Raw genomic sequence first — 20935 nt, forward strand, 5'->3', positions numbered from 1 at the left:
GCCGTGCTTGCTATGAAACTCTCCAGGCCGCACCAGCCACCGCTGCCGACCCGCAAAGTCGTAAGCCGCCACGACGATGTCGTCCTTCGCCAGAAACGTGACGTAGACGCTTTCGCCATCGGTCGCCGGGGTGCTCGAGGCGTGGCTGTTGAGCTCGTGCTTTTCCTCAAGCGCCGCCGTGATCACCGTCTGCTGCCAAAGCGTTTGCCCCGACTTTCGGTCAAGGCACATCAACACTCGATCGCCCGAATCCACGAGGCAGGTAAGGAGAAAAATGCGATCCTGCCAGACAATCGGAGACGCATGGCCGATGCCCGGCACTGCGATTTTCCAAGCGATGTTCTCTTGAGCGCTCCAATGGATCGGAACGTGTTGCTCCTCGCTGGTACCGTCACCGTGCGGCCCGCGCCAGCAGGGCCATTCTGCAGCGCTCACGACCGTTGTCGCGCCAAGAACGATCAAGAAGAAGACCGACCATGCGAATCGCAACATAAGGCAGGTTCCGGCGGGAGAATGGTTCGCGGCGAGTGCTACTAGCGTAGTACCCTCGCAAGGGCTTGGCAACATTCGGGCGGAGCGTCGCTGGACCTGGCTGCTCCGGTTCGTCTCGCGCGCGTCGTGTCGCATGCTTGCGCCCCGGCCGGTACAGCAAATCGATCCGAGTCGTCGCAGGCGCGTTTGGTATCCTCGGGTCGCAGCGCAAATGGTCGATCAGTCCTCCATTGCCATTCGGCATTCGTGGGCTTCCCCATCGAAGAACGTCGCTCTATTCCGCGCGGAAGCTCACCGCGCATCAAGGTTGGTGGCGCCGGCAAAAAGCTGTCGAAATCTCCATCGCACTGCTCGTTGCCCGCGACTTGACCGGGCCCAATGGATCGGCGACAGTAACGATGTCGACTTGCCCACGGCTTGGCTATCTCGCGTGGGACCAATCGGCGAATTCGCGCTGACCAAACTCCCCTGTCCCGCGCCTTGGCGCAGGGCGCGGATGTTACGACCAGTCGCTTTGCTGCCCGCAGTACAACCACGCCGTAAACCTTCCCTGCCGCGGACCTTTCTCACGGATCGATCTCGAATGGTCAAACCTATCTTGTGCGTTTTTGGATTCACGATTGCTTCGATTCTTTCGGCCACCATCACGGCGCAGGCAGAGAACTGGCCACAGTGGCGTGGGCCGCGCGAGGACGGCACGAGCCTGGAAACCGGCCTGCCGACCAGTTGGAGCAAGACCGAAAATATTGTCTGGCGGATGCCGCTGCCGGGGCCTGCCGGCGCCTCGCCGGTGGTGTGGCAGGATCATATCTTTCTCACCAGCGCCAAAGATCGCGATCTGGTGCTGATCTGCGCCGACACCAGTGGCAAGATCCTGTGGGAGCGAGTAATGGCCACGGGAGACAAGGAAGTCCGCGGCGACGAAGGTAACTCTGCTTCTCCATCGCCAGCGACCGACGGCAAGCACGTGTGGGCCATGATGGGCACGGGCGACCTGGCCTGCTACGACTTCGCCGGCAAGGAAATCTGGAAATACAATCTGCAAGATCGTTATGGACCATTCAAGATTCAGTTCGGCATGACCTCGACCCCCGTGCTGGATCGCGATCGGTTGTATTTGCAGTTGCTACATTCGGCAGCGGCGCTAGTGCTGTGTCTCGACAAGGCGACGGGGGATGAGATCTGGAAGCAGAACCGCACGAGCGACGCCCGCGCGGAGTGTGAGCACTCTTATGCCTCGCCGATCATGTATCGGGATCACGATCACGAGTACTTGATAACTCATGGCTGCGACTACGTGGTGGCCCATCGCCTGGCGGACGGCGCCGAACTTTGGCGATGCGGCGGCCTAAACCCCAAGGGGCGCTACAATCCCACGCTTCGATTCGTCGCCTCACCCGTAGCGGCCGAGGGTTTGGTTGTCGTGCCCAGCGCAAAAAACGGTCCGGTGCTGGGCATCTCGCCCGACGCCAGCGGTGATATCTCGGAAACGCAAGAAGGTCACGTCTGGACGCGTACGGAAAACACGCCCGACGTGCCGTCCCCCGTGGTACACGACGGCTTGGTCTATCTGTGCCGTGAAAACGGCGTGCTGATTTGCATGGACGCCAAGACCGGGCGAGAATTGTACCAAGAGCGTACGCACACAACGCGCTACCGGGCGTCGCCCGTTTATGGCGACGGCAAGGTATACCTGACAGCCCGCGATGGCGTTGTGACCGTGGTCAAGGCGGGGCGCACGTTCGAGGTGTTGGCTACGAACACGCTGGGCGAAGAGAATGACGCGGTGTCGGTTTCGGCTTCGCCGGCGATTTCTGGTGGGCGTATCTACCTGCGATCGTTCGATGCACTGTACGCGATTGGAACGAAGTAAGCGGCGCCTGGGTCGAGAGTAGTTTTGGCGGCAACTTAGCGATTGCAACAACTGCGAGCACAACTTATGAAATCCAGAATCGTCGTTCCCCTGCTTTGTTGCACCGCATGGGCGTTGGTCATAGCCGGCAATCGTGCTGTTCACGCTGACGAAGCGGGCTTCGATGAGATTTTCAATGGCCGCGACATGGTCGGCTGGATGGTCGAAGGAACCAGCACGCGCAAAGAGGGCGAGCAAACCGTCCCGGTGTGGACTGTGGCCGACGGCGAGCTGCGCTGCGGCGGCGGCGGTTTCGGATTCTTGCGGTTCGATCGCGAGGTTTGCGATTTCGTCTTTCAGGCCGAATTCAAGCTAGCCAAGGGGTCCAACAGCGGTGTCGGCATCCGCACGGTGCCTTATCGCAGTGTCCGGCAGACGCGTCCTTCGTTCGCCGCGTATGAAGTTCAATTGCAAGACGACGGCGCCAAACCGCCGGACGAGCATTCCAGCGGCTCGCTCTATCGATACGTGGCCCCCACGGCAAGCGCCGTGAAGCCGGCCGGTGAATGGAACACGGTCGAGATCCGTTGCATGGGACCACGAATCATGGTGGTGATCAACGGCCAGCAAGTTCTGGACGTGGATCAAACGACGGTCGAGCAGATTAAAAACAAGCCCCTTTGTGGCTACGTCAGCCTGCAGAATCACGGCAGCGCGGTGGCTTTCCGCAAACTGCGCTTGAAGACCATCAAGGCCGGCGCGTAAAAGGTGCAGCGCGTACCTGGTGCCAGGCAAAGTGGCACGCTGTGTTCTTGCTGTCGCAAGCGACGCCGGAAGTCTCTGATAAACATGACCCACACGCGGAGCAATACCATGCGCCGACTGCTTTTGGTTCTCTTCCTGTGGGTGGCCCCGTGTATTGCCACGGCTGCAGAACTGGCCTTTCGTACGCAGGAAATCGGAGCAGGGCTGGGCGTAGGATATGCCGTCGCTGTGGTCGACATGAATGGTGACCGAAAGCCCGATGTCGTGGTGGTCGATACCGGGCGGGTGATCTGGTACGAAAATCCCTCCTGGCAGTTGCACACGATCATTGAGGGGCAAACGAAGAAAGACAATGTGTGCATCGCCCCCTACGATATCAACGCTGACGGGCGACTCGATTTTGCGCTGGGTGCGGACTGGCATCCCACCGAGACGCATTCCGGCGGCACGATCCAATGGCTCGAGCGACCCGCGGGAGACAAAAGCGAACGTTGGAACGTCAGCCCGATTGCCGAAGAGCCTACCTTGCACCGCATGCGATGGGCCGACATCGATGGCGACGGGCGTGCCGAGCTGATCGCCGTGCCGCTGCAAGGGCGCGATACCAAGGGGCCGGATTGGGATGGGCACGGCGTGCGCATTCTGGCTTTCCACATTCCGCCCGACCCGCGCCGCGACGCGTGGCCGGTGGAAGTGCTGAACGAAGACCTGCACGTGACCCACAATTTCTGGCCCACCGATTTCGACGGCGATGGCCAGATCGATATTCTCGTGGCCAGCTTCGAGGGAGTGACACTGCTGAAGCGCGGGGCCAACGGGCGTTGGACGCCGCGACGGATCGGCACCGGCAATCAGACCTCGCGCCCCAATCGCGGCGCGAGCGAGATCAAGTTCGGTCGGCTGGCGAGCTCGCGTTACATCGCTACGGTCGAGCCCTGGCACGGCTTTCAAGTAGTCGTTTATACGCCGCCCAACGCCGGCCAGAAAACGCCGGGCAATGGCGAAGAAAGCGCGACCGACGCTCTGTGGCAGCGCCACCTGCTCGACGAAGAGCTGAAATGGGGGCACGCCGTATCGTGCGCGGATTTAGATGGCGATGCCGACGAGGAATTGGTGATCGGCGTTCGCGACGAACTGAGCGCGACGGCCCGCTGCGGCGTGCGAATTTACGACCCAGCCGATGCGGCGGCCGGACGCTGGCAGCGCAGCGCAATTGATCCGGGGGGCGTGGCCGTCGAGGACCTGGCCGTGGCCGACTTCGATGGCGACGGTCGGCAAGACATCGTGGCCGTGGGCAGGCAATCGCACAACGTGCGCATCTATTGGAATGAGACGTCGGCCAAGAAATAATCGGCGTGCTCAAAATGCAGGCGACAGGCATTGAATCAGCGTCGCTCCAAAGCTCGCCTTACCGGAACGTCGATCGACCGGCCAAGCGGGCCATCCGTTGGCCGAAGTCTGCCGTCCGGGTTGTTCCCAGCCGGTGCTCCGGGTAGTAGAGCCGCCTTACCGCCTGGCAACACTTCGGGCTGCGCGGCAAAGGCAGCCTCGATGCGCTCCTGATCTTCGGCCGACATTCCCATCGCGCGCAGCATTCGGCCTAGCCGTTCCAGCTCGCGCTCTTCTGATTGCCAGGCCTGCTCGAGCGAGCGCAACAGTCCTTCGTCGACCTCTTGCGGCGGCAAAGATTCTTGCTTCTCCATATGCATCCGCATCGCTTGAATCGTTTTGATCGACGCGACCCAAGTTTGTTCTCGCATTTGTGAAGACTTGCCGAGCTGGCGGATCTGACCTTCGACTTGGGCAACTTCATCTATGTTGTTAGCCTCGATTTCCGCCCAAGAAATGCCCAAGCTGTGCAATTCGTCCTCCAACTCGTCGACAATCCGCTGGTCTTGCTCAAAATATTTGCGGGCTTCGTCCACGACGTCCGCCGTCGCGTCGCTACCAGCACGATCCAAGCGGCGCAAGGTATAGCGGTCGCGTTCCAGGGCCACGATCGCCTTTCGCAACAATTCGTCTGTACTGCGCCGTCGTCGGTGACGCTCGTCGATTGATCGATACAACTCTCGGATTTGTCTGCCCGAGGCGCCGAGAACGTGTAGCTGTCGCTCGATCTCGCCGAGGCGGCGCGCTATCACTTCCACTTCGCCGCTCGGATCGGTAACGCGGGTGTTGGACTTGCGCGGAGGTCGCTTCCGCTTCAAGTTGATCCATTCTTCGGTCAACTCGCGCAACAAGGCCGGCTCGACGTGATTGATATCGAATGGCTCCCGCTGGGGCGCAGTGGGTGCCAGTTCCTTGGAAGTGACCTGAAAATTCTGGCTCGCCGACGGCTCGGCGGTTTCCGCCGGCGGGTCTGCGGCAACGCACGCCGCGGCCCTGATTCCCACGATCGCCGCGACGATGTGCAGTGTGCAAGCCAGGCCCGTTCCAGCAAAACCATGCGAGTGCCCACGGAGCATGTTAATTCTCCGCCACAGGAAGCGTTTTTCGATAGAAACATCGCGACGATGTGGACGCAATAGCCCAAGAACCTCCCAGCCCGCTAGCCACCGACAATAGATTGTAGAGCAATCGGCCCCTGGGTTGCTACATCGGGACGGCGAAGCCAGGTGGCGGGCGGCGTGACGTTTTCGAGCCATCGGCGGATCGCGCCCGCTTACTTCTTTTCCGGTTCCCACACGATCGACGTATGACCGGAACCGAATTGAGCGTCGAAATTGACCGGCCGTGGCTTGCCGGGCGACGCGTTGCAGATTTTCAAGCGAGCACCGTCGAACTCGTAGATCCCCAAGATCATTTTTGCCTGGTCGTTCTGGCCGGCCGGTGCCGAGTCGATTTTTTTTAGTTCTTTAGTGGCATCGATTTTGAAAACACCCTGTCCGACTACCTTGGTAAAGCGCGACACAGTGTATTTGTCGCCGGCAACCGTGCGAAACAGGATCTGCGCTTCGTCGTCCGCCAGCTTCGTACCGCTGGTGGTCATCGACGCGACCATCCAATCCCCCTGCATTTTGGCAAGATCGGCGGCACTTGCGTCGTCCTGCGCCACCGCGGCGGGCGCGGTCCCGACAACAAACGACAGGAGCAAAACGTTCGCCAGCATGCAGCACCTAAGATTGCCTGGCCAATGAAACACAAATGATTTCCTGATCGTTGCGGGCAAACACGCAACGGCGGGCAAAAGCCGGGTGCGACCACACTACTTCGCGGCCGCGGGCCGCGCTGTCGGGATCGAGCACGTGTGCCCGATCGATCTCCTCGTAGCCGGCCGGCGAGAGCGAGGCGAACAACAGGTTCCCCTGATCGTTGAACATCACATACCGCCCGTCCTGCGGCACAATGAATACCGTTCCGCAATCTGCCCTGCGGCCCGTGACTGCCGCGTAACTCTGCCAAAGCTGCTCTCCGGTGTCGACGCAAAAGCAACGTAGATCTCCCTGGTTGCCAACCGCGTAACCATATCCGTCCTTGAAAACCGGCGACGCCATGACGGCATGCGCGCCATCCGGGCGTGCCGCGTTGTTGCTGTTCCCTTTCCACACGATCGAGGTCTCATCCGCGGGCGAGACCTTTATCATCATCGGACCGTGATAGAAGCTCGATATGAACAGCATATCGTCGATCTTCTTGACGGTGACGATGTTCACCGCCGGTCGCTGCGGCGGCACACCCTCAGGATAGGCATGCGTCCAGAACTTGCGCCCCGTGGCGAGATCGAGCCCATAGAGCGCTTCGGAGAGCCAGATCACCAGTTGCCGCTTGCCGGCCAGTTCGTAAATCATTGGCGGGCTGTAGCCAATTTCATCGCTCGAAAGGGCCTTCCACACTTCCTCTCCCGAGTGTTTGTTCAGTGCCACGACGGCGCTACCTGCACCACCGACTGTGCAGTACAAAATATCTCCGTCGATCAACGGATGACCGGCGTAGCCCCAGACTGGCACTTCGGTCTTATAGGCGGTGGCCAGATTCTTCGACCAGCGAACCTTGCCGGTGTCGGCGGCGAAGCAGATCAAGTCGCCCATTGCGCCCAGCGTGTAGACACGATCGGCGTCGATCGTAGGTGTGGTGCGCGGCCCATTAGGGTACGAAATCGTGTAGGGGCAATCGTACTCGTGCTTCCAAATCGCGTGGCCGTCGACGGCGCTTAAACAATGAACGCGTTCCTTGCCGAGAATGCCCTGCCGGGTAGCGCGAAGGCGTTGGCCCTGTTCGTCGGTGGCGCGCTCGAGGTCCATGACGTACACGCGGTCGCCAAAGACCGCGGGTCCGGCGTAGCCAATCCCCAGCGGGGCACGCCACAACACCTGCGGGCCACCGGCCGGAAACTTATCGAGCAGGTCGGCCTCATGCCATACGCCATCACGATGTGTGCCAAACCATTGCGGCCAGTCGGCCGCCGACGCCAATCGACTGCTCCCCAAACAGGCGATCGAGATAGACGTCAGTGAAATCAGATACGCGCGCCTCGCCAAGGTAAGCATGAACTGCCTCCACGCGAAAGGATCGAAACGCGAGCGGGCCACAGCATCAGTCAGAACCGCCTCGCTGGCCCAAGACAAATTCTGGCACGACTCAGGATATCCGCGCGATAGCAGAATTGCCACTAAATCCAGCACGCGTTTAACGTCAACTCATGGCGGGGATGACAACTCGGCCACCACCATCGAGTGGACATCCAGCTTATCAACCACCACCTGCTGGCCCGTGGGTGTGTCGAGCAGTTGCAGAACTTTTCCCTCCGGCTCGAGGTGGACGCGGCCCAGCTTGTAGCGGCGATCGAATGTCACGCGAATATCGTGGATGGGCACCACTTCCTCGTGCAATGGTACGTCGTCATTCGGCAATGCATGAAACGCCGTCGTGTTCAGATCGCTGTAAAGATGTACGACCAGCCGTTCGGCATTGCCCGCCTGCTGGCGCATCGTCGTGGCATGCACGCACATTGGCGCGGTAACGATTACCGGCTGCGACGCCGCAGCAGCCCATTGGATGGCATGCTTAAGCACCAGCCGATGGTACGGATAAGCGTACAAGTAGTAGGCCGCGTCAAAGCCGGCTGGCAAGTACACGACCCGGCCTTGGCCCAATTCGTTGGTCACCACGGCGGGTAATTCCAACGGCTGCTCTGCCGATTTGCTGCGCAACGTGCCAATAACGCGGGCCTGCGCTCCGCGGGGAGCGACACGTACCGCGGCCCCCTTGAATGTCACCTGCGTATCGCCGACGTAGGTCTTCATCAAGCCTTCGTTCAACAGCGACTGCGTATCTTGCTTGAAGTCGAAGACATTCTTCCGCTTCTCCCAATAGTCAGCGCCAATGCCTTTGGAGAAATTGACATCGACTTCTTGCGGAGCGGCGGCCGTGGCAGGCAGTCCCTGATAATCGGCGCCAAATACATTCGCCAGTGAAAAGTTATCGCGCGGGTCGCCGAACTCGTTGAACAGCGACGTATCGACCGTGGCCACCAGTCCGCCGCCAGCGCGCACGAAGCCCTCGACCGCCGCCGCTTGCGCATCGTCCAGGCAGGCCGCGTTGGGCAGAATCAATACCTTGTAACGAGCCAGGTCCGTGGGATTAAGGTTCCAATCATTGACGATCGCCACCGGCAGATGCTCTTCGACGGTGGCACGGAAGGCACCAAACACGTGGGCCATATAACGCTCTTCGACCTGGCCGGCCGAGCGTCCGTAAAAGTTGCGCGTGTTGTCACTGAGCAATAGTGCCGCCCAAGGCTCGGGACACTTGTGCGTGATCCACGGCTTGCGACGTTCGATCTCGGCCAGGCACTTGTAGACTTCGTCTTGCAGGTTCGCAGGCTGACCAACGGCCAAACTGGGCTGGGCCCCATACGTGACGGCCAACAGCATGCGACGCAGAATCTCTTGCGGCGGAAAACTGTCCTTACCGTAGGGATTGCCGTGGGTCATCAAGTAAGGCTCGCTGAACGCGACGCGATGATTCGTCGTCGCCCAGATGTAGGCATTGGCAAGGGCCGGCACGATCGTCGCGCCGCGATTGGTTTCGTCCAGCCAGAATTCCTGATCGGGCGCGTCCAATAGCAGGTTCATTCGCGCGGGCATGTTGCGGGGAATGCTAAGAAAATGACCGAAGCGACCGGCGTTCGTCGTCCATGTGACTAACGCTACGTCGGGCTTGATCTTTTTCAGGCGTGTTTGCACGCGGCGAATGCAATCTTCCATGCGGCGATCGGCCCAATGTTGATACCGGCGAAATGCCGGATCGTTCAGATCGGCAGCAGGTATCTCGCCGCCGGTGTCATGACGGAAATTCTCGCGGCAGTGTTGGCAGTAGCAGACGCCCCCGTAGTGCAAGCCGTCGAAGCTAAAGGCGTCGACATCGGGAAACTGCGTGAGAATCTCGGCCAGCACGTCGATGAAAAAATCGCCATAGGGGCCCAGCAGGCAGAGCATACCGCCATGCGGATACTTCACCATGTCGATGCTCGGGATCTGCGTGGTGTTGGTATCGATCCTGCGCCAATCAGGGTGCGTCTCGTACACCTCGCCTTGCAGGCAGGGCGGATAAACGCCTAGGATGCGAACGCCCAGTCGCTTGTATTCAGCGATATCCTTTGCCAAGCGGTCTGGTGGGACATGCGGACTACGTTTCTTAAGCAGCTTGCTGTCGTAGTACGCATAGAACGGATCGACGAAGCCCATCTCGCTCAGGCGCACGCCCGCCGCAGCCGCCCGCGTGCGCTGTTGCGTGTCCATGCCCGAGAGCGTGTAGCCGCAGCCGATGGTTTGCTCGACCCACTCCGGCACGCGAATCTCGTGGAACGGCTCCTTGTCGTAGGGCTGCGGCATGATCAGGTCGCCCCAGATCGACGCGGGCGCAGAGCTCGTCGCGGACGAACGTCGGTCATTCTCATCGGCCCCTGCGAAGTCGTAGGCGCTCGCTGCCAGAATCAGGGGCAAGATGGCAACGCGCAGCGTACAAAATCTCATGGCAGCGAGTCCCCAGGAAGCAATGCGCTGTCGGTTGGCGGCGGAATAACTTCGCGGCCACCTACAGCAAGTGGCACCGGCGGTCGTCGGCGCTCAGAAATAGAAGAGTCACGTCACGCCGAGCCGTGTTCCGTGGTCCCTTCGGTATGTGCCCGTACATCTTCGTTGCCGTGGGACCGGCTTGCAATCAATCCGCGGCCGGGGCGTCGGCCAGCATTTCGGCCAGCAGTTCCATGGGCAGACCGACGACGTTGGACTCGCTCCCCTGCTCGATGTGGACCCAATCGAGTCCGTCCTGATAGCCAAACGCTCCGGCCTTCCCCTCCCAGGCCCCAGTGGCGACGTACGCGGCGATCTTGTCAGGCGAAAGTGCGTCCATGCGCAGCGTCGTCTTGGCCACGCGCACGACCGGCTCTCCGGCGGGAACGCGCCAGATGCACAGCCCGCTATAGACGCAGTGACGCTTGCCTGACAGCAGCGTGAGCATGACCCGGGCATGATCTTCGTCCCGCGGCTTGCCCAAAACTTGGCCTTGGCATTCGGCCACGGTATCGCAAGCCACGATCAACGCCGGGCCGATACGGGTCGAAACATCGGCCGCCTTTTGATACGCCAGGCGCGCCACCAATTCGGGCGGCGATTCGCCACTGCAGACGCCGCATTCGGCCAGTTCGCTAGGCGCTACGACCTCGAAGTCGTAGCCCGCCTCGCCGAGCAATTGCCGGCGGCGTGGCGAGCTGCTGGCAAGGATCAGTTTCGAGCGGTAAGTCGGCGTTGGCATGAGATAAGACGTATGGTCGGTTCTTGGCTAAATGCGGTTATCCCCGAAATGCCAGGGCGGCGCGGGTTTCCGCGACACGGTTCGTGACCACCGGCACTACCGGCATCGGGTCGCCCATTCTACGATTCATACGGTATCCCCGACAACGCACCACGGCGCTCTATGGCCAGCCCCACGATCGAAATCCTGTACGAGGACAATCACCTGTTGGTGATCAACAAGCCGGCCGGGTTGCCCACGATGGGAGTGACGGCCGACCGCGAAAGCCTGCTGGTCCGCGCCAAGGAATACATCAAGCAACGCTACCAGAAACCGGGCAACGTTTACCTGGGGGCCATGAGCCGGCTGGACGCCCCGGTTTCGGGCGTGGTGCTTTTCGCCCGCACCTCGAAGGCCGCGGCACGGATGACGGAGCAGTTCAAAACGCGCACGGTCGACAAGTTGTATTGGGCTCTGGTGGCTGGCGCCGTACAGCCACCTGCTGGACGACTGGTAGACCTCGTCCGTGCCGACGAGCGGCATCGTCGCATGCACCGGACAGCGCTGGCAGGTCCTGGCGTGCAGGAAGCGCGCTTGACGTACCGCAGCCTCGCTTGCCTGGCACCCGGAACGCTTTTGGAAGTCGAGCTGGAAACGGGCCGCAAACATCAGATCCGGCTGCAACTATCCGGCCAAGGTTGGCCGATTCTGGGCGATCGTAAATATGGTAGCCGGCAGGCATTTCCCGTAGGGATCGCCCTGCACAGCCGCCGGCTGACGTTCACGCATCCCACCCGCGACGAGTCGATCGAGTTGACGGCGCCGCTACCTGCGCCGTGGCTGAAGTATGGCGTCCGCGACCGTTAGGACCTTGCCGGATCCTACCTCGGCGGACTAAATCTGGCGACGGATCTACTGGCACTGATAGAATTTACGCTCGACTGACTGCCAACACACTCCCACAACGCGTATACTAGTGGGCAGCAATTCGGGGTAGAGGTATCGATCCCTTTTGCCCCCAGCAGGGTTGTACATGAGAGGATCGTAACAATTCGCCCCATTCTAGCGGCACGTTCGTGACTAGTGATTCCAAAAGCGTGTTTCAACAGGCGGCCTTGGCCAGTGCTCTGCTCACGCAAGAGGAGCTGGACGAAGCGATCGGCGTACTGGCTGCCGGAAGCGCTGGAGATCTGACCGACGAGAAGTTGGCCACCAAGCTCGTCGAGCTAGGGCGACTGAATCGCTGGCAGGCCGAACAACTGCGCATCGGCCAGCGCAAGTTCAACCTCGGCGACTACCACATCATCGACTCGATCGGCCAAGGGGGCATGGGGCAGGTGTTCAAGGCCGAACACGCCATGATGGGGCGGATCGTCGCCGTCAAGGTTTTGCCGCGCAGCAAGAGCACGCCCGAGGCCGTAGCAAGCTTCTTTCGCGAGATGCGCGCCCAATCGCAATTGGATCATCAGAATCTGGTGCGCGCTTATCACGCCGGACACGACGGCAACGTGTACTTCCTGGTCACCGAATTCGTGCCGGGCACAGACCTGAGGCGACTGATCCGCCGGCGCAGCAAGCTCAGCATGACCACCGCGGCTGTGATTATCGGACAAGCGGCCAATGGCCTGGCACATGCCCATAGCCGCGGCCTGATACATCGCGACGTGAAGCCGGGCAATATCCTGGTTACGCCCGACGGTATTACCAAGGTCTCTGACCTGGGGTTGGCCGACTATTTCAGCGACGAAGTGCCCGCGGATGCCAAAGGGGGAAAAATCGTCGGCACAGCCGATTACCTGTCCCCCGAGCAAATCACGATGCCCGACCGGCTCACCGGCGCCAGCGACGTTTACTCGCTGGGATGCACTTTGTATTACGTGGTCACGGGCAAGGTGCCGTTCCCCGGTGGTACGACGCGCGACAAGGCTCGGGCGCATTGCCAATTGCCCCCAATCGATCCGCGGCGATTCAACCCTGAGTTGAGCGACGATTTCGTGGAAGTCATCGCCGACATGATGGCCAAGCGCGTCGAAGAGCGAATTCCCACGGCCGAGGAAGTCGTGCAGCGGTTGGAACTCTGGAGCGGAGATTTCGAATCCGCGGCGCTGGAGATTCGCTCTAACGAACCGATCGCCCCTCCGGTAATGGCGCCGCCGCGTACACGTCCGATTCCGATTCAACTGCGGGATACGGAATCGAACTTCTTGATACAGCCCTTGCAAGAGTCGGGCGGTGCGGAGAGTCCCAGCCAGACATCGGTGGGTACGGCGCCGCTGGTAGCCATCGATCAAGAGACGATCCGAATGCTGGACCCGGAGCCACGCCTGCTGGGGTCGCGCAACGACCTGTCGACGCTCCCTTCCTGGCTGCGGTGGATGATGGTCGTCGCCGCCGTGGTCGCCGTGCTGGCGATCGTGGCTGTCATCGTAAGCGGCTTCTTGCCGCATTAGCTAGCCATCGCGCGTGTAGACCCACGTTCAGGAGCCGTCTTGCGCGGGCGGAGCCGCTTGCGCCGTTTCATCTCCGCCAAGTTCGCGCTCCAAACGATCGATTTGCCGTGAGTCGAGCGTGCGGTTGATCACGGTTTGCGTATCGTCGAACAGCTTGTCGATCTGGCGCTGGGTGCGGGGATCGCCGGTCGCGCGCCGCTGACGTTCGACAAGCAGCTGTCGGGTGAAGTCTTGTTGTGATCGCAGGCGGCGCAACTGCTCGAATAAGAGCTTGGCCTCTTGGGTCTTGCCGGCTTTCATCCGCGAACGGACGCGCGACATTAGCACTTGCCGCCGCGCGATCGTATCGACCAGCTCCTCCTGAAATCCGGCGATCAACCCTTCGACTTGCAGACGCCGATTGTCGTCAGGCATTTGGGCAAGTACCACCGGCGCCAGACCCGGCAGCAATGGGAGCTTCGCCATGATCATTCCGCCGCTTTTCACCAGCAACACCCGCACGCCGCCGTCGCCGGGCGGAATACGCAGATCGCCCCGCGTGTCGGTCGCACCTAGCAACTGAGTTTCCTTCGAGTCGACAGGATGAGAGTAGACCTGATAACCAACAAGCGGCCGAGCTGCCTTGTCCGGAGTGCGCAGCTCTAACGTCGTGTCTCGGTCCGGAAGATGTACGAAGAGGGCCAACTGCTCGGTACTGCGGCGACGCCGGGTGGAGAGCGGCGCGCGCAATCCCGTGATCAGGCGGGCCATCACGTGCGATCCTTCGACGCTTTCACTGATTAGATACGTCCATTCGATCGGCAATACTTTCGGCGCGCGACCTGCCCGTTCGGTCCGGCGCACCACCGGACGAAAGATGCTCTTCTCGGCAACCGTGGCGAGGGACGGATCGCGGGTTGGAACGGCGGCCGCACGCAGCTGCAGCGAGACCTTGTCCCCGGCCACATCTTCGACGCGTGCCAAGGGGGCAAAGGCCGCTAATAGAGTTTGAAAGATCGCATCGGCCAATCGCGCGCGCTGATAGACGCGTGCCGACTGAGGGGCGCTGATGAGTTGCGCGCGTACGTCGAAATCACGAATCGCGACGTCGTACGTGCCCGCTTGGTAGTCCAAGCGTACCAACAGCACTTTGTCGAAGTCGTCGCTGGCGATCGTGGGCAGAATTTGCTCGGCCTTGAGTTCCTGGAAACCATACACAACGGCCTCACGTACGGCAGGTGCCGCCACGGCGGCCGAAAACGTCCACCGCGCCCCCACCACGGCCCAGGCGCGGGCTTCGAGCGCCGCGGTGAGGTTCGTCGACACGTTGCCACACTGCTCAGCCGCGGGCGTGAATGCGATCACGGCGTGTACCCGGTAAGGCGTGAACTCCCACAATGTCTCGTCCGCGCTACAGGTCTGCGCGAGCAGGACAAGAAGTAGGAACGCAAGGCCCCACAACTTTTGCTTCCCGCATGCAACACTGGCCGGGCCACGATGGCTCATGGTTCCACCGCCGGCAGGGGAACTTTGACCTGCCATTGCTCGATGCCCTGGTACAAGCTGGCCGGCTGCGTGGCGACGCCTGACAAGGAATCGTGGTGCGCATAATGCTCCGTCAGTTGCCAGAGTGGCACCACCGAAACCTCGTCGAACGTCAGGCGGTGCAAGTCGTGCAATGCCTGCCGCGCCTCGTTCCAGCCCGTCGCTGTTTCGACCTGGCGCAAGACCACGCTCATGTATGTGCTGGGGCTGCCGATTAGCCCCCCGTCGCCAAACAGGCGCCTGGCTTGGACCAGCGGCTCTTCGATCGCCAGCTCCAGGTAGAGCAAATCGTCCCCTTCTGCCAACTGCGTCGGCTGACCGAGCGGGATCTCACGCAAGTTCACCGTAATGCTGATGGCTTCCAGATTTCTCTGGATGGCCTTGCAGGCGATCCGCGCCACGTCGTCCGCGGGATAGGCCAGTGTTAGCGCGGGCAATTCCTTGGGCGGATCCTTTTCGGTGACCGCGGCTGCGGCTACTTCACGCAACGCCACCGCCGAAAGCGTCAATGCCAGCCGCGGCTCGTAAGAGCGCGGCGCGATCTCGTCGTCGTAGGCATAACCAGCCGGATCGCTCAACGCCGCGCCTTTGGAAAATGGCCCGCTCACCACCTCGCAACCGGGCACGACTTGCTTCTTGAGGATCTCGTCGGTGAGAATCTTGGGGCGATTGATCCCATAGACCAGGGCTCGACGAAAGCCGCGTTGCCGCATGAAGCGGTTTGCAAGATTCGGCAACAGGCAATGCACCGTCGGCACGCAATATCTCTCGACAGAAACGCCGGCCGACGACTTCATCGAGCCGACTTGCCAGGGGTTCAAGCGGTCCACGGCCGTGATGACCCCCAACCGCAAAGCCTCGGCGGCGTCGGCACGCGTGGCGAACAACTGTTCGATGACTCCCTGCGGTTCGGTCGTGGTGCGGGCGAAATACTCCTTGCCCGCCAGGAATGTCGTGCGCTCCGGCGACGAAGACTCGGCCACATACGGCACAACGGAAGGGGGCAGAAGGTGCGACTCCTGATCGCCTCCGACCAGCGGCACCGTCAAAAGCGCCGCAGGCGCCAACTGCGGCTCGTGAAAGTGGACTACCACGTTATTGACGCTGTGGACCTCGATGCTTTGGCATGCTTCGCCCCAGGCCGGCAGAAAATCTGGCCGGCCGCGCTGGGCCAGGGCCAGCAAGCGGCGCGCCACGTCGTAGCCCGACAGTAAGTCCCCCTGTCGCCAGACGATGTCCGGTCTGATATCGATTGCCATACCGCGGCCCAGGTCGGTTGCCTCCCAACGTCCCACGGGGCACAGGTATTCGCCGCCGTTGGCGCCGTAGCCGGTAAACTCGAACAGCTGTCGTGCGATCAAGCGGCGCGTCCGCCGCACCGACCACTGAACCATGAACTCGTCGAGACCCGCTGAATATGGTGCCGTGACGCCCACGACGACATGCGGAAATGTGGCGAACGCTTCCTCGGCCAATTCCTTGCCCCCAGCGGCCTTGGGCCAAATGGCCATAGCGCGGCGCGCCAGCGATAGAGCCTGCTGCGGATTGCCGGCCGACAGGGCATCACGCCCGTCGGCGACAACCTTCATGGCCCGCTCATTCATTTGGGCTTCGAATCGGGCGGCGGTCGTTCCCGCGGGAAACCGCGCGCGCATCTCCTTCACCAGCCGCCGCACCGACGTGTGATCCCCTGCGGCGACGTAATTGTCGATGAGCTTGCCGGTCGAGGCGGCCATCGCCGCCTCGAGCCCCGGTCGTTGCGGCTGCCGGTCGAAGAGCGTACGCAACAGGACGAGCGCGTTTTCGTAGTTTCGCTTGCGTTGCCAATCCTTGGCTTCTTCGTACAAGTAGTCGGCAATCGCGTCGTCAAGACCGACCGCTTTGGGATATTCTCGCCGTAGAAAGGCGTAGAAATCCAGGGCTTCATTGAACTTGGCGGTTGCGACCAGCTTTTTGGCCTGTTCCAGAACCAGCTGATCGAAGGTTTTTACCTCAGCGATATCCTGCCATTGGACGTCGTACTCGTCATCCGAATCCTCAAAACGCCGGATGCGCAACTTGTCGCCACTACGGGGAGCTGCCGGAACCTTTCCACCCGGCAACGTCAGAGGAAGCACCTTGATCTGCGTCATGGCCGTGTCATTGAGGATGACCAGGTCGTAGGGCTCTTGCTCGTAAAAGGGACCAGAGGGCTCCTTCTTCGCGGCGGGTTCATCGTCGGCAGCCCAGGCGCAGGGGCTGCCGATGGCCGCCAGTATCACCAGCGCCGCGAGCCAATGGCCGAGCAGACAGCGCGGTCCGTCGACCAGTTTTCGTGCGCAGCGTTCCAAACCACAACTCCCCGACGGTAGGTTTTCTACGCGTTACTACATGTGTACAGTCGCTTCTCTATTTCGGCTCGGCAACCACGTACAACGTGCCGTCGCTACCGGCAAACAACAATCGATCGTGCCAACGCACCGGCCCCAGTGCGAGCGGTTGGCCGAGCGCGATTTCTGAAACGACCTTGCCCGTGTCAGGGGCTATTCGATAGACGCTGCCGGAATTCGAGCCCGCTACGATCTCGCCGCGCGATTCGAGAGGACTGCCTATCACACCACCGTGCCCAAGCGGCACCTGCCATTTCAGTTCTCCCGTGCCGTCGACACAGGTCAATTGACCAGAGAGTGTCGCCACGAGCACATAGTTGCCGACACGCGTCGGCCCCCACACGGCACGCGCATCCAGCGGCCAGTCCTTGGCCGGGGCCAGGTCGGGCAAGCGAAACGAGATCAAGCGATTTCCGCGATCGACGCCGTAAGCAAAGTTGCCAGCTGACGCCATCGTCGACACGAGCGGCACCGCCAATTCGACAGTCGCGGCCGCTTCGAGATGCGCCCGCGGCGCGTCGGCCACGGCCAGCAGGTACAACTTCGTCGCGCCGTCAGAGATCAATGCCTGCTTGTCGTCGAAAACGGCGGGCTCCGTCCAGGCGACGTCGACCCCCACTTCCACAATCGGCTGAAAAGGCTCGATCAGATTGCGCCCCGTGTCGGGATCGACCAGCAACACCTGCCCGATCTTGGCCGGCACCAATAGCCCCTCGCCAAAGGCAACAGGCTGGGCCGCCACGGCTTGACTGAGTGTCTTGCGCCGCAGCTTGTCATTGCTGGATCTTGGGTCGTAGATGAGCAATTCGCGGAGATCCATCGGCGCGTCGGCGCGTGCCTGCGTGAAAACGCATCGACCATCGGGCAATTGCACGAGCGGTAGATCGGGTTGCAGATTGAATTTCTCGCTAATGGTGGCCGCGGGGGTATCCATCAGCTTGCGGTTGGCCAAACCGGCCGCAGGCACTTCGTACAAGGAACCGACGGCAGTCATGACAACCGCTTTGCTGGCATCAGCGGTGACGATCGGCGGAGCGGCCAGCGGCACACCAAGCCGTGTTTCCCAAAACCGGCTGGCGTCGACGCCGTTAATCGCGCTCACCGAAGCGCCGGCCGTTCGCGGACTGCGCGTGACGAAGATCACGGCCGGGCCAACCACGGCAGGCGGGTGCAACACGACGGCCTGGTCGTCGTCGATCCACTTGGGCGCGAGCGCGCCACGGGAAGCCTGCACGTCGTAGCGAGTGAGGCCGTAGCCAGCCAACCACAGCTCGGAACCGCGCGCCGCCAAAAACGGCACGATCGGCGGTTTATCATCGGGAGGTTTTTCGGCAAGCTTGGTCAGGATTTTGCCGCCGTCGGGCGCTCCCAACTCGATCGAATACAGTGCCCCGCGATCGGTTGCCACGATCAGTGCGCGGCCACTAACGACCGGCGACGAGAATACATGGCCGCGCAGCGGCATCTGGTCGACGGCTTTGAGTTTCAAGCCGTCTTCATCTGCCAACAGCACGCGCAATACGGAGTCCTCGGCGCCGCTGTTGACGACCAGTATCACGTAACGCCCCACCAGCAGCGGCGGCGCCGCGATGGTTTCCGGCTCGTGGCCCAAATAAAATACTTCGCGGCATTCCCCATTTTCAGCCGCTAATACATATAGATTGGCGTACTCGGCCACCTGGTAATAAAGCCGCTCGCGAGGTTCGGCGATCGGCCCGACGCGCAAGGCTTGCGGCAATTGGATGTAGCCTCGCAATTCCCCCGTTTCGAGATCCATCACCAACAGCTTGCCCGCGCGGCTGGCCAGCAACACACGGTCGCGCACGACGACGGGCGCCGCGTAATGTCCGCCGTCGATCTTTTGGCGCCAGCGCAGTTTGCCTGTGACGGCATCCACCAGTGCGATGCCCTCTTGCACGCTGTCGACCAACAGTGCCGCGGGACCAGCGGCCGTCTTGATGACCTGCGGCGCATGTTCCGTATCGAATCCCACGAACCGGCGCCAGCGCGGCTTGCCGGTTCGCGGCTCGATGCCGAAGACCGAACCGGAATCCAGAATGGTCATGGTCGGCGGATCGTCGATCGGTGCCGCGGCCCCTTTGGTGCTTGTCAGCGCGAGAGATGCCAATGTGAGCGAGGGCGCGTCGGTCACCTCAGCGGCGCGCGTTTCGGCGACAAATTTCACGCCGGCACGCTCACGCTCGGCGGCAGCCACCATTTCGGCGATCAGTTTCGGATCGTCCGCCAGTTCCGGATACGACTGCAATAATTCACGACGTGTGGCGTAGACCGCCGGCAGCGTCCCCGCCTGGATCGCTTCTTGCATCTTGCCGATCGCGGCGGCCAGCGCCTTATCGCGATCGAGCCGGCGGACGGTCATCGCCAGAGAAGCGGCGATGTCGCGCATCTGTTCGGCCGGTTGCAATGTGATGGGAACAAACTTATCGACGAGCGCCACCGCCTCGCGCGTTTGATCAACCAACGTGGCGCTCGGTTTGTCACGCGTTTGATTCGCCAAACCTTGGGCCAGCGCGAGCAAGATCGATGCCAGATCCGTCTGCGCCGACGGAAACTCGACTTCCGGCGAGATTTGATTCAGGGCCGTTTGCGTGGTTGCCAACGTTTTCGACCAGTCGCGCGCCCCTTCCGCGGCCTGACGCATCTCGGCCAGGCCGCGATGGACCTTGGCCACGCTCACCGAGCCATGTTTGGGATACTTTTCGAGGAACTGGTCATACATCGAAATGGCTTGGACAAAGGAGCCCGACTTGTACGCTTCTTCGGCAAGCTCGAAGGATTGGTCGCCGGTCTGCCGTTTCATTACCCATAGCAACACGGCGCCCAACAGCAGCATGCCCACCAGCGTTCCCCCGCCAAGCAGCAACAAGGGAGAATCCCAGGAATTGCGCGGCCCGGCCATAGCCCGCCGCTTTTGGCGGCGTTCGGCCGCTGAGGCGCCGTCTGCGTCGGCGGCCGCGTGGCCCAGCAAATCGTCCACCTGGTCGGCCAACTCGGGAGCCGCGGGCGCCACTTCGTTACGCCATGTGCGGCGTTTCTTTGGAGGGGTCTTTTTTCCGGTCGGCGTTGGCGCCGCCGACTTCCGCGCGGGGGTCGATCCGCCCGATGTGCGCGGCTGCAGTGGCGAAGAGAGCAGCGGATCCTCGTCCAGGGGAGCCAAGCCCAAATCGTCGTTCGCGGCCCGCGTTTCAGCCAGGCTGGCGCTCGGTCGCACGACCTTCTTCGGTGCCGCGGGAGACGGCGGAGGGGGGGGCGGCGGCAGCAGGTCCTCGTGTTCGTCCGGGACCACCTCCAGATCGTCGGCCGCGGTCGGCTGTGGTCCGGCCGAGGCCCAAGGGACCGGCTTCGGCCTTGAAGGCTCCTCTTCGTCTAGAACCTCGAGTTCGTCGTCCGGCTCAACGTGCATCGTCACGCTGGGAGCCGCCGGCTGGGAGAGCAACCGAGCTCCCTGGGCCTTGGTCAGGTGCCCGTCTGTGACGAGTTGCCCAACGATCGCGGCGGGATCGAGCTTGCCCGCGCCGGTCGCCATCTGGCGCTGTAGCGCGGCGAGTACGTCGTCGGCGATGAGTCCGCTGCGCGCGAGCGCTTGGAGCAACGATTCATTCGTCATGATTGCATGTGCTACGCGGCGACGTGGCAGGCCCCTGCGGGGTGCCTGACGACTGCCTCACACAAATAGCCCGATCTGTTCCGGCCGCCGTGCCCGACTTGCGGGGCATACGACGACCATA

Annotated in this window: 14 protein-coding genes; 5 read left to right on the forward strand and 9 right to left on the reverse strand. The window is 61.7% G+C overall.

Annotated elements, in window-relative coordinates:
• Nucleotides 1-492: PQQ-binding-like beta-propeller repeat protein (locus tag VGG64_29230; GenBank protein HEY1603721.1), on the reverse strand; the 492-nt coding region annotated here is incomplete at its 3' end.
• Between the two features lie 583 nt (nucleotides 493-1075).
• Between VGG64_29230 and VGG64_29235 the strand changes: the two genes are divergently transcribed.
• The 3 genes from VGG64_29235 to VGG64_29245 all read left to right on the forward strand — a co-directional run bounded on the left by VGG64_29235 (nucleotide 1076) and on the right by VGG64_29245 (nucleotide 4459).
• Entirely contained in the window at nucleotides 1076-2365 is a 1290-nt protein-coding gene (locus VGG64_29235; GenBank protein ID HEY1603722.1) for a PQQ-binding-like beta-propeller repeat protein, read from the forward strand.
• Nucleotides 2366-2431: 66 nt separating this feature from the next.
• Nucleotides 2432-3109, forward strand: coding sequence for a DUF1080 domain-containing protein (locus VGG64_29240; GenBank protein HEY1603723.1), 678 nt, complete (start codon nucleotides 2432-2434; stop codon nucleotides 3107-3109).
• Nucleotides 3110-3217: 108 nt separating this feature from the next.
• Nucleotides 3218-4459: a VCBS repeat-containing protein gene (locus VGG64_29245; protein HEY1603724.1), complete on the forward strand. Its 1242-nt coding sequence runs from the start codon at nucleotides 3218-3220 to the stop codon at nucleotides 4457-4459.
• Between the two features lie 35 nt (nucleotides 4460-4494).
• Here the strand turns inward: VGG64_29245 and VGG64_29250 are convergent, their stop codons facing one another.
• From VGG64_29250 to VGG64_29270, 5 genes are all read right to left on the reverse strand, one after another.
• A complete protein-coding gene (locus tag VGG64_29250) occupies nucleotides 4495-5574 on the reverse strand; it encodes a hypothetical protein (protein ID HEY1603725.1) in 1080 nt (359 codons plus the stop codon).
• A gap of 197 nt (nucleotides 5575-5771) precedes the next feature.
• Nucleotides 5772-6218 (reverse strand): TIGR03067 domain-containing protein, encoded by a 447-nt coding sequence (locus tag VGG64_29255; GenBank protein ID HEY1603726.1) that lies wholly within the window; start codon nucleotides 6216-6218, stop codon nucleotides 5772-5774.
• A 7-nt stretch (nucleotides 6219-6225) separates the two neighbouring features.
• Nucleotides 6226-7596, reverse strand: a complete 1371-nt coding sequence (locus tag VGG64_29260) for a PQQ-binding-like beta-propeller repeat protein (GenBank protein ID HEY1603727.1) — start codon at nucleotides 7594-7596, stop codon at nucleotides 6226-6228.
• Between the two features lie 150 nt (nucleotides 7597-7746).
• Entirely contained in the window at nucleotides 7747-10083 is a 2337-nt protein-coding gene (locus VGG64_29265; protein ID HEY1603728.1) for an alpha-amylase family protein, read from the reverse strand.
• A 187-nt stretch (nucleotides 10084-10270) separates the two neighbouring features.
• Nucleotides 10271-10864: a Maf family protein gene (locus VGG64_29270; GenBank protein ID HEY1603729.1), complete on the reverse strand. Its 594-nt coding sequence runs from the start codon at nucleotides 10862-10864 to the stop codon at nucleotides 10271-10273.
• A gap of 162 nt (nucleotides 10865-11026) precedes the next feature.
• On the opposite strand from VGG64_29270, the gene VGG64_29275 reads away from it, so the two are divergent.
• Both VGG64_29275 and VGG64_29280 read left to right on the forward strand, forming a co-directional pair.
• A complete protein-coding gene (locus VGG64_29275) occupies nucleotides 11027-11710 on the forward strand; it encodes an RluA family pseudouridine synthase (GenBank protein HEY1603730.1) in 684 nt (227 codons plus the stop codon).
• Nucleotides 11711-11919: 209 nt separating this feature from the next.
• A complete protein-coding gene (locus tag VGG64_29280) occupies nucleotides 11920-13293 on the forward strand; it encodes a serine/threonine-protein kinase (protein HEY1603731.1) in 1374 nt (457 codons plus the stop codon).
• Nucleotides 13294-13320: 27 nt separating this feature from the next.
• On the opposite strand, the gene VGG64_29285 is transcribed toward VGG64_29280, so the two are convergent.
• The 3 genes from VGG64_29285 to VGG64_29295 are packed head-to-tail and all read right to left on the reverse strand — an operon-like array spanning nucleotide 13321 to nucleotide 20814.
• Nucleotides 13321-14778 carry a hypothetical protein gene (locus VGG64_29285; GenBank protein HEY1603732.1) on the reverse strand — a complete coding sequence of 486 codons (1458 nt, stop codon included), beginning with the start codon at nucleotides 14776-14778 and terminating at the stop codon, nucleotides 13321-13323.
• Nucleotides 14775-17147, reverse strand: coding sequence for an ABC transporter substrate-binding protein (locus tag VGG64_29290; GenBank protein ID HEY1603733.1), 2373 nt, complete (start codon nucleotides 17145-17147; stop codon nucleotides 14775-14777). The genes VGG64_29285 and VGG64_29290 overlap by 4 nt, the downstream gene beginning before the upstream one ends.
• Nucleotides 17148-17205: 58 nt before the next feature.
• On the reverse strand, nucleotides 17206-20814 hold the full coding sequence (locus VGG64_29295; GenBank protein HEY1603734.1) for a PQQ-binding-like beta-propeller repeat protein: 3609 nt from the start codon (nucleotides 20812-20814) through the stop codon (nucleotides 17206-17208).
• Nucleotides 20815-20935: the final 121 nt, after the last annotated feature.

It is taken from the genome of Pirellulales bacterium (genome assembly GCA_036490175.1).
Taxonomy (GTDB): domain Bacteria; phylum Planctomycetota; class Planctomycetia; order Pirellulales; family JACPPG01; genus JACPPG01.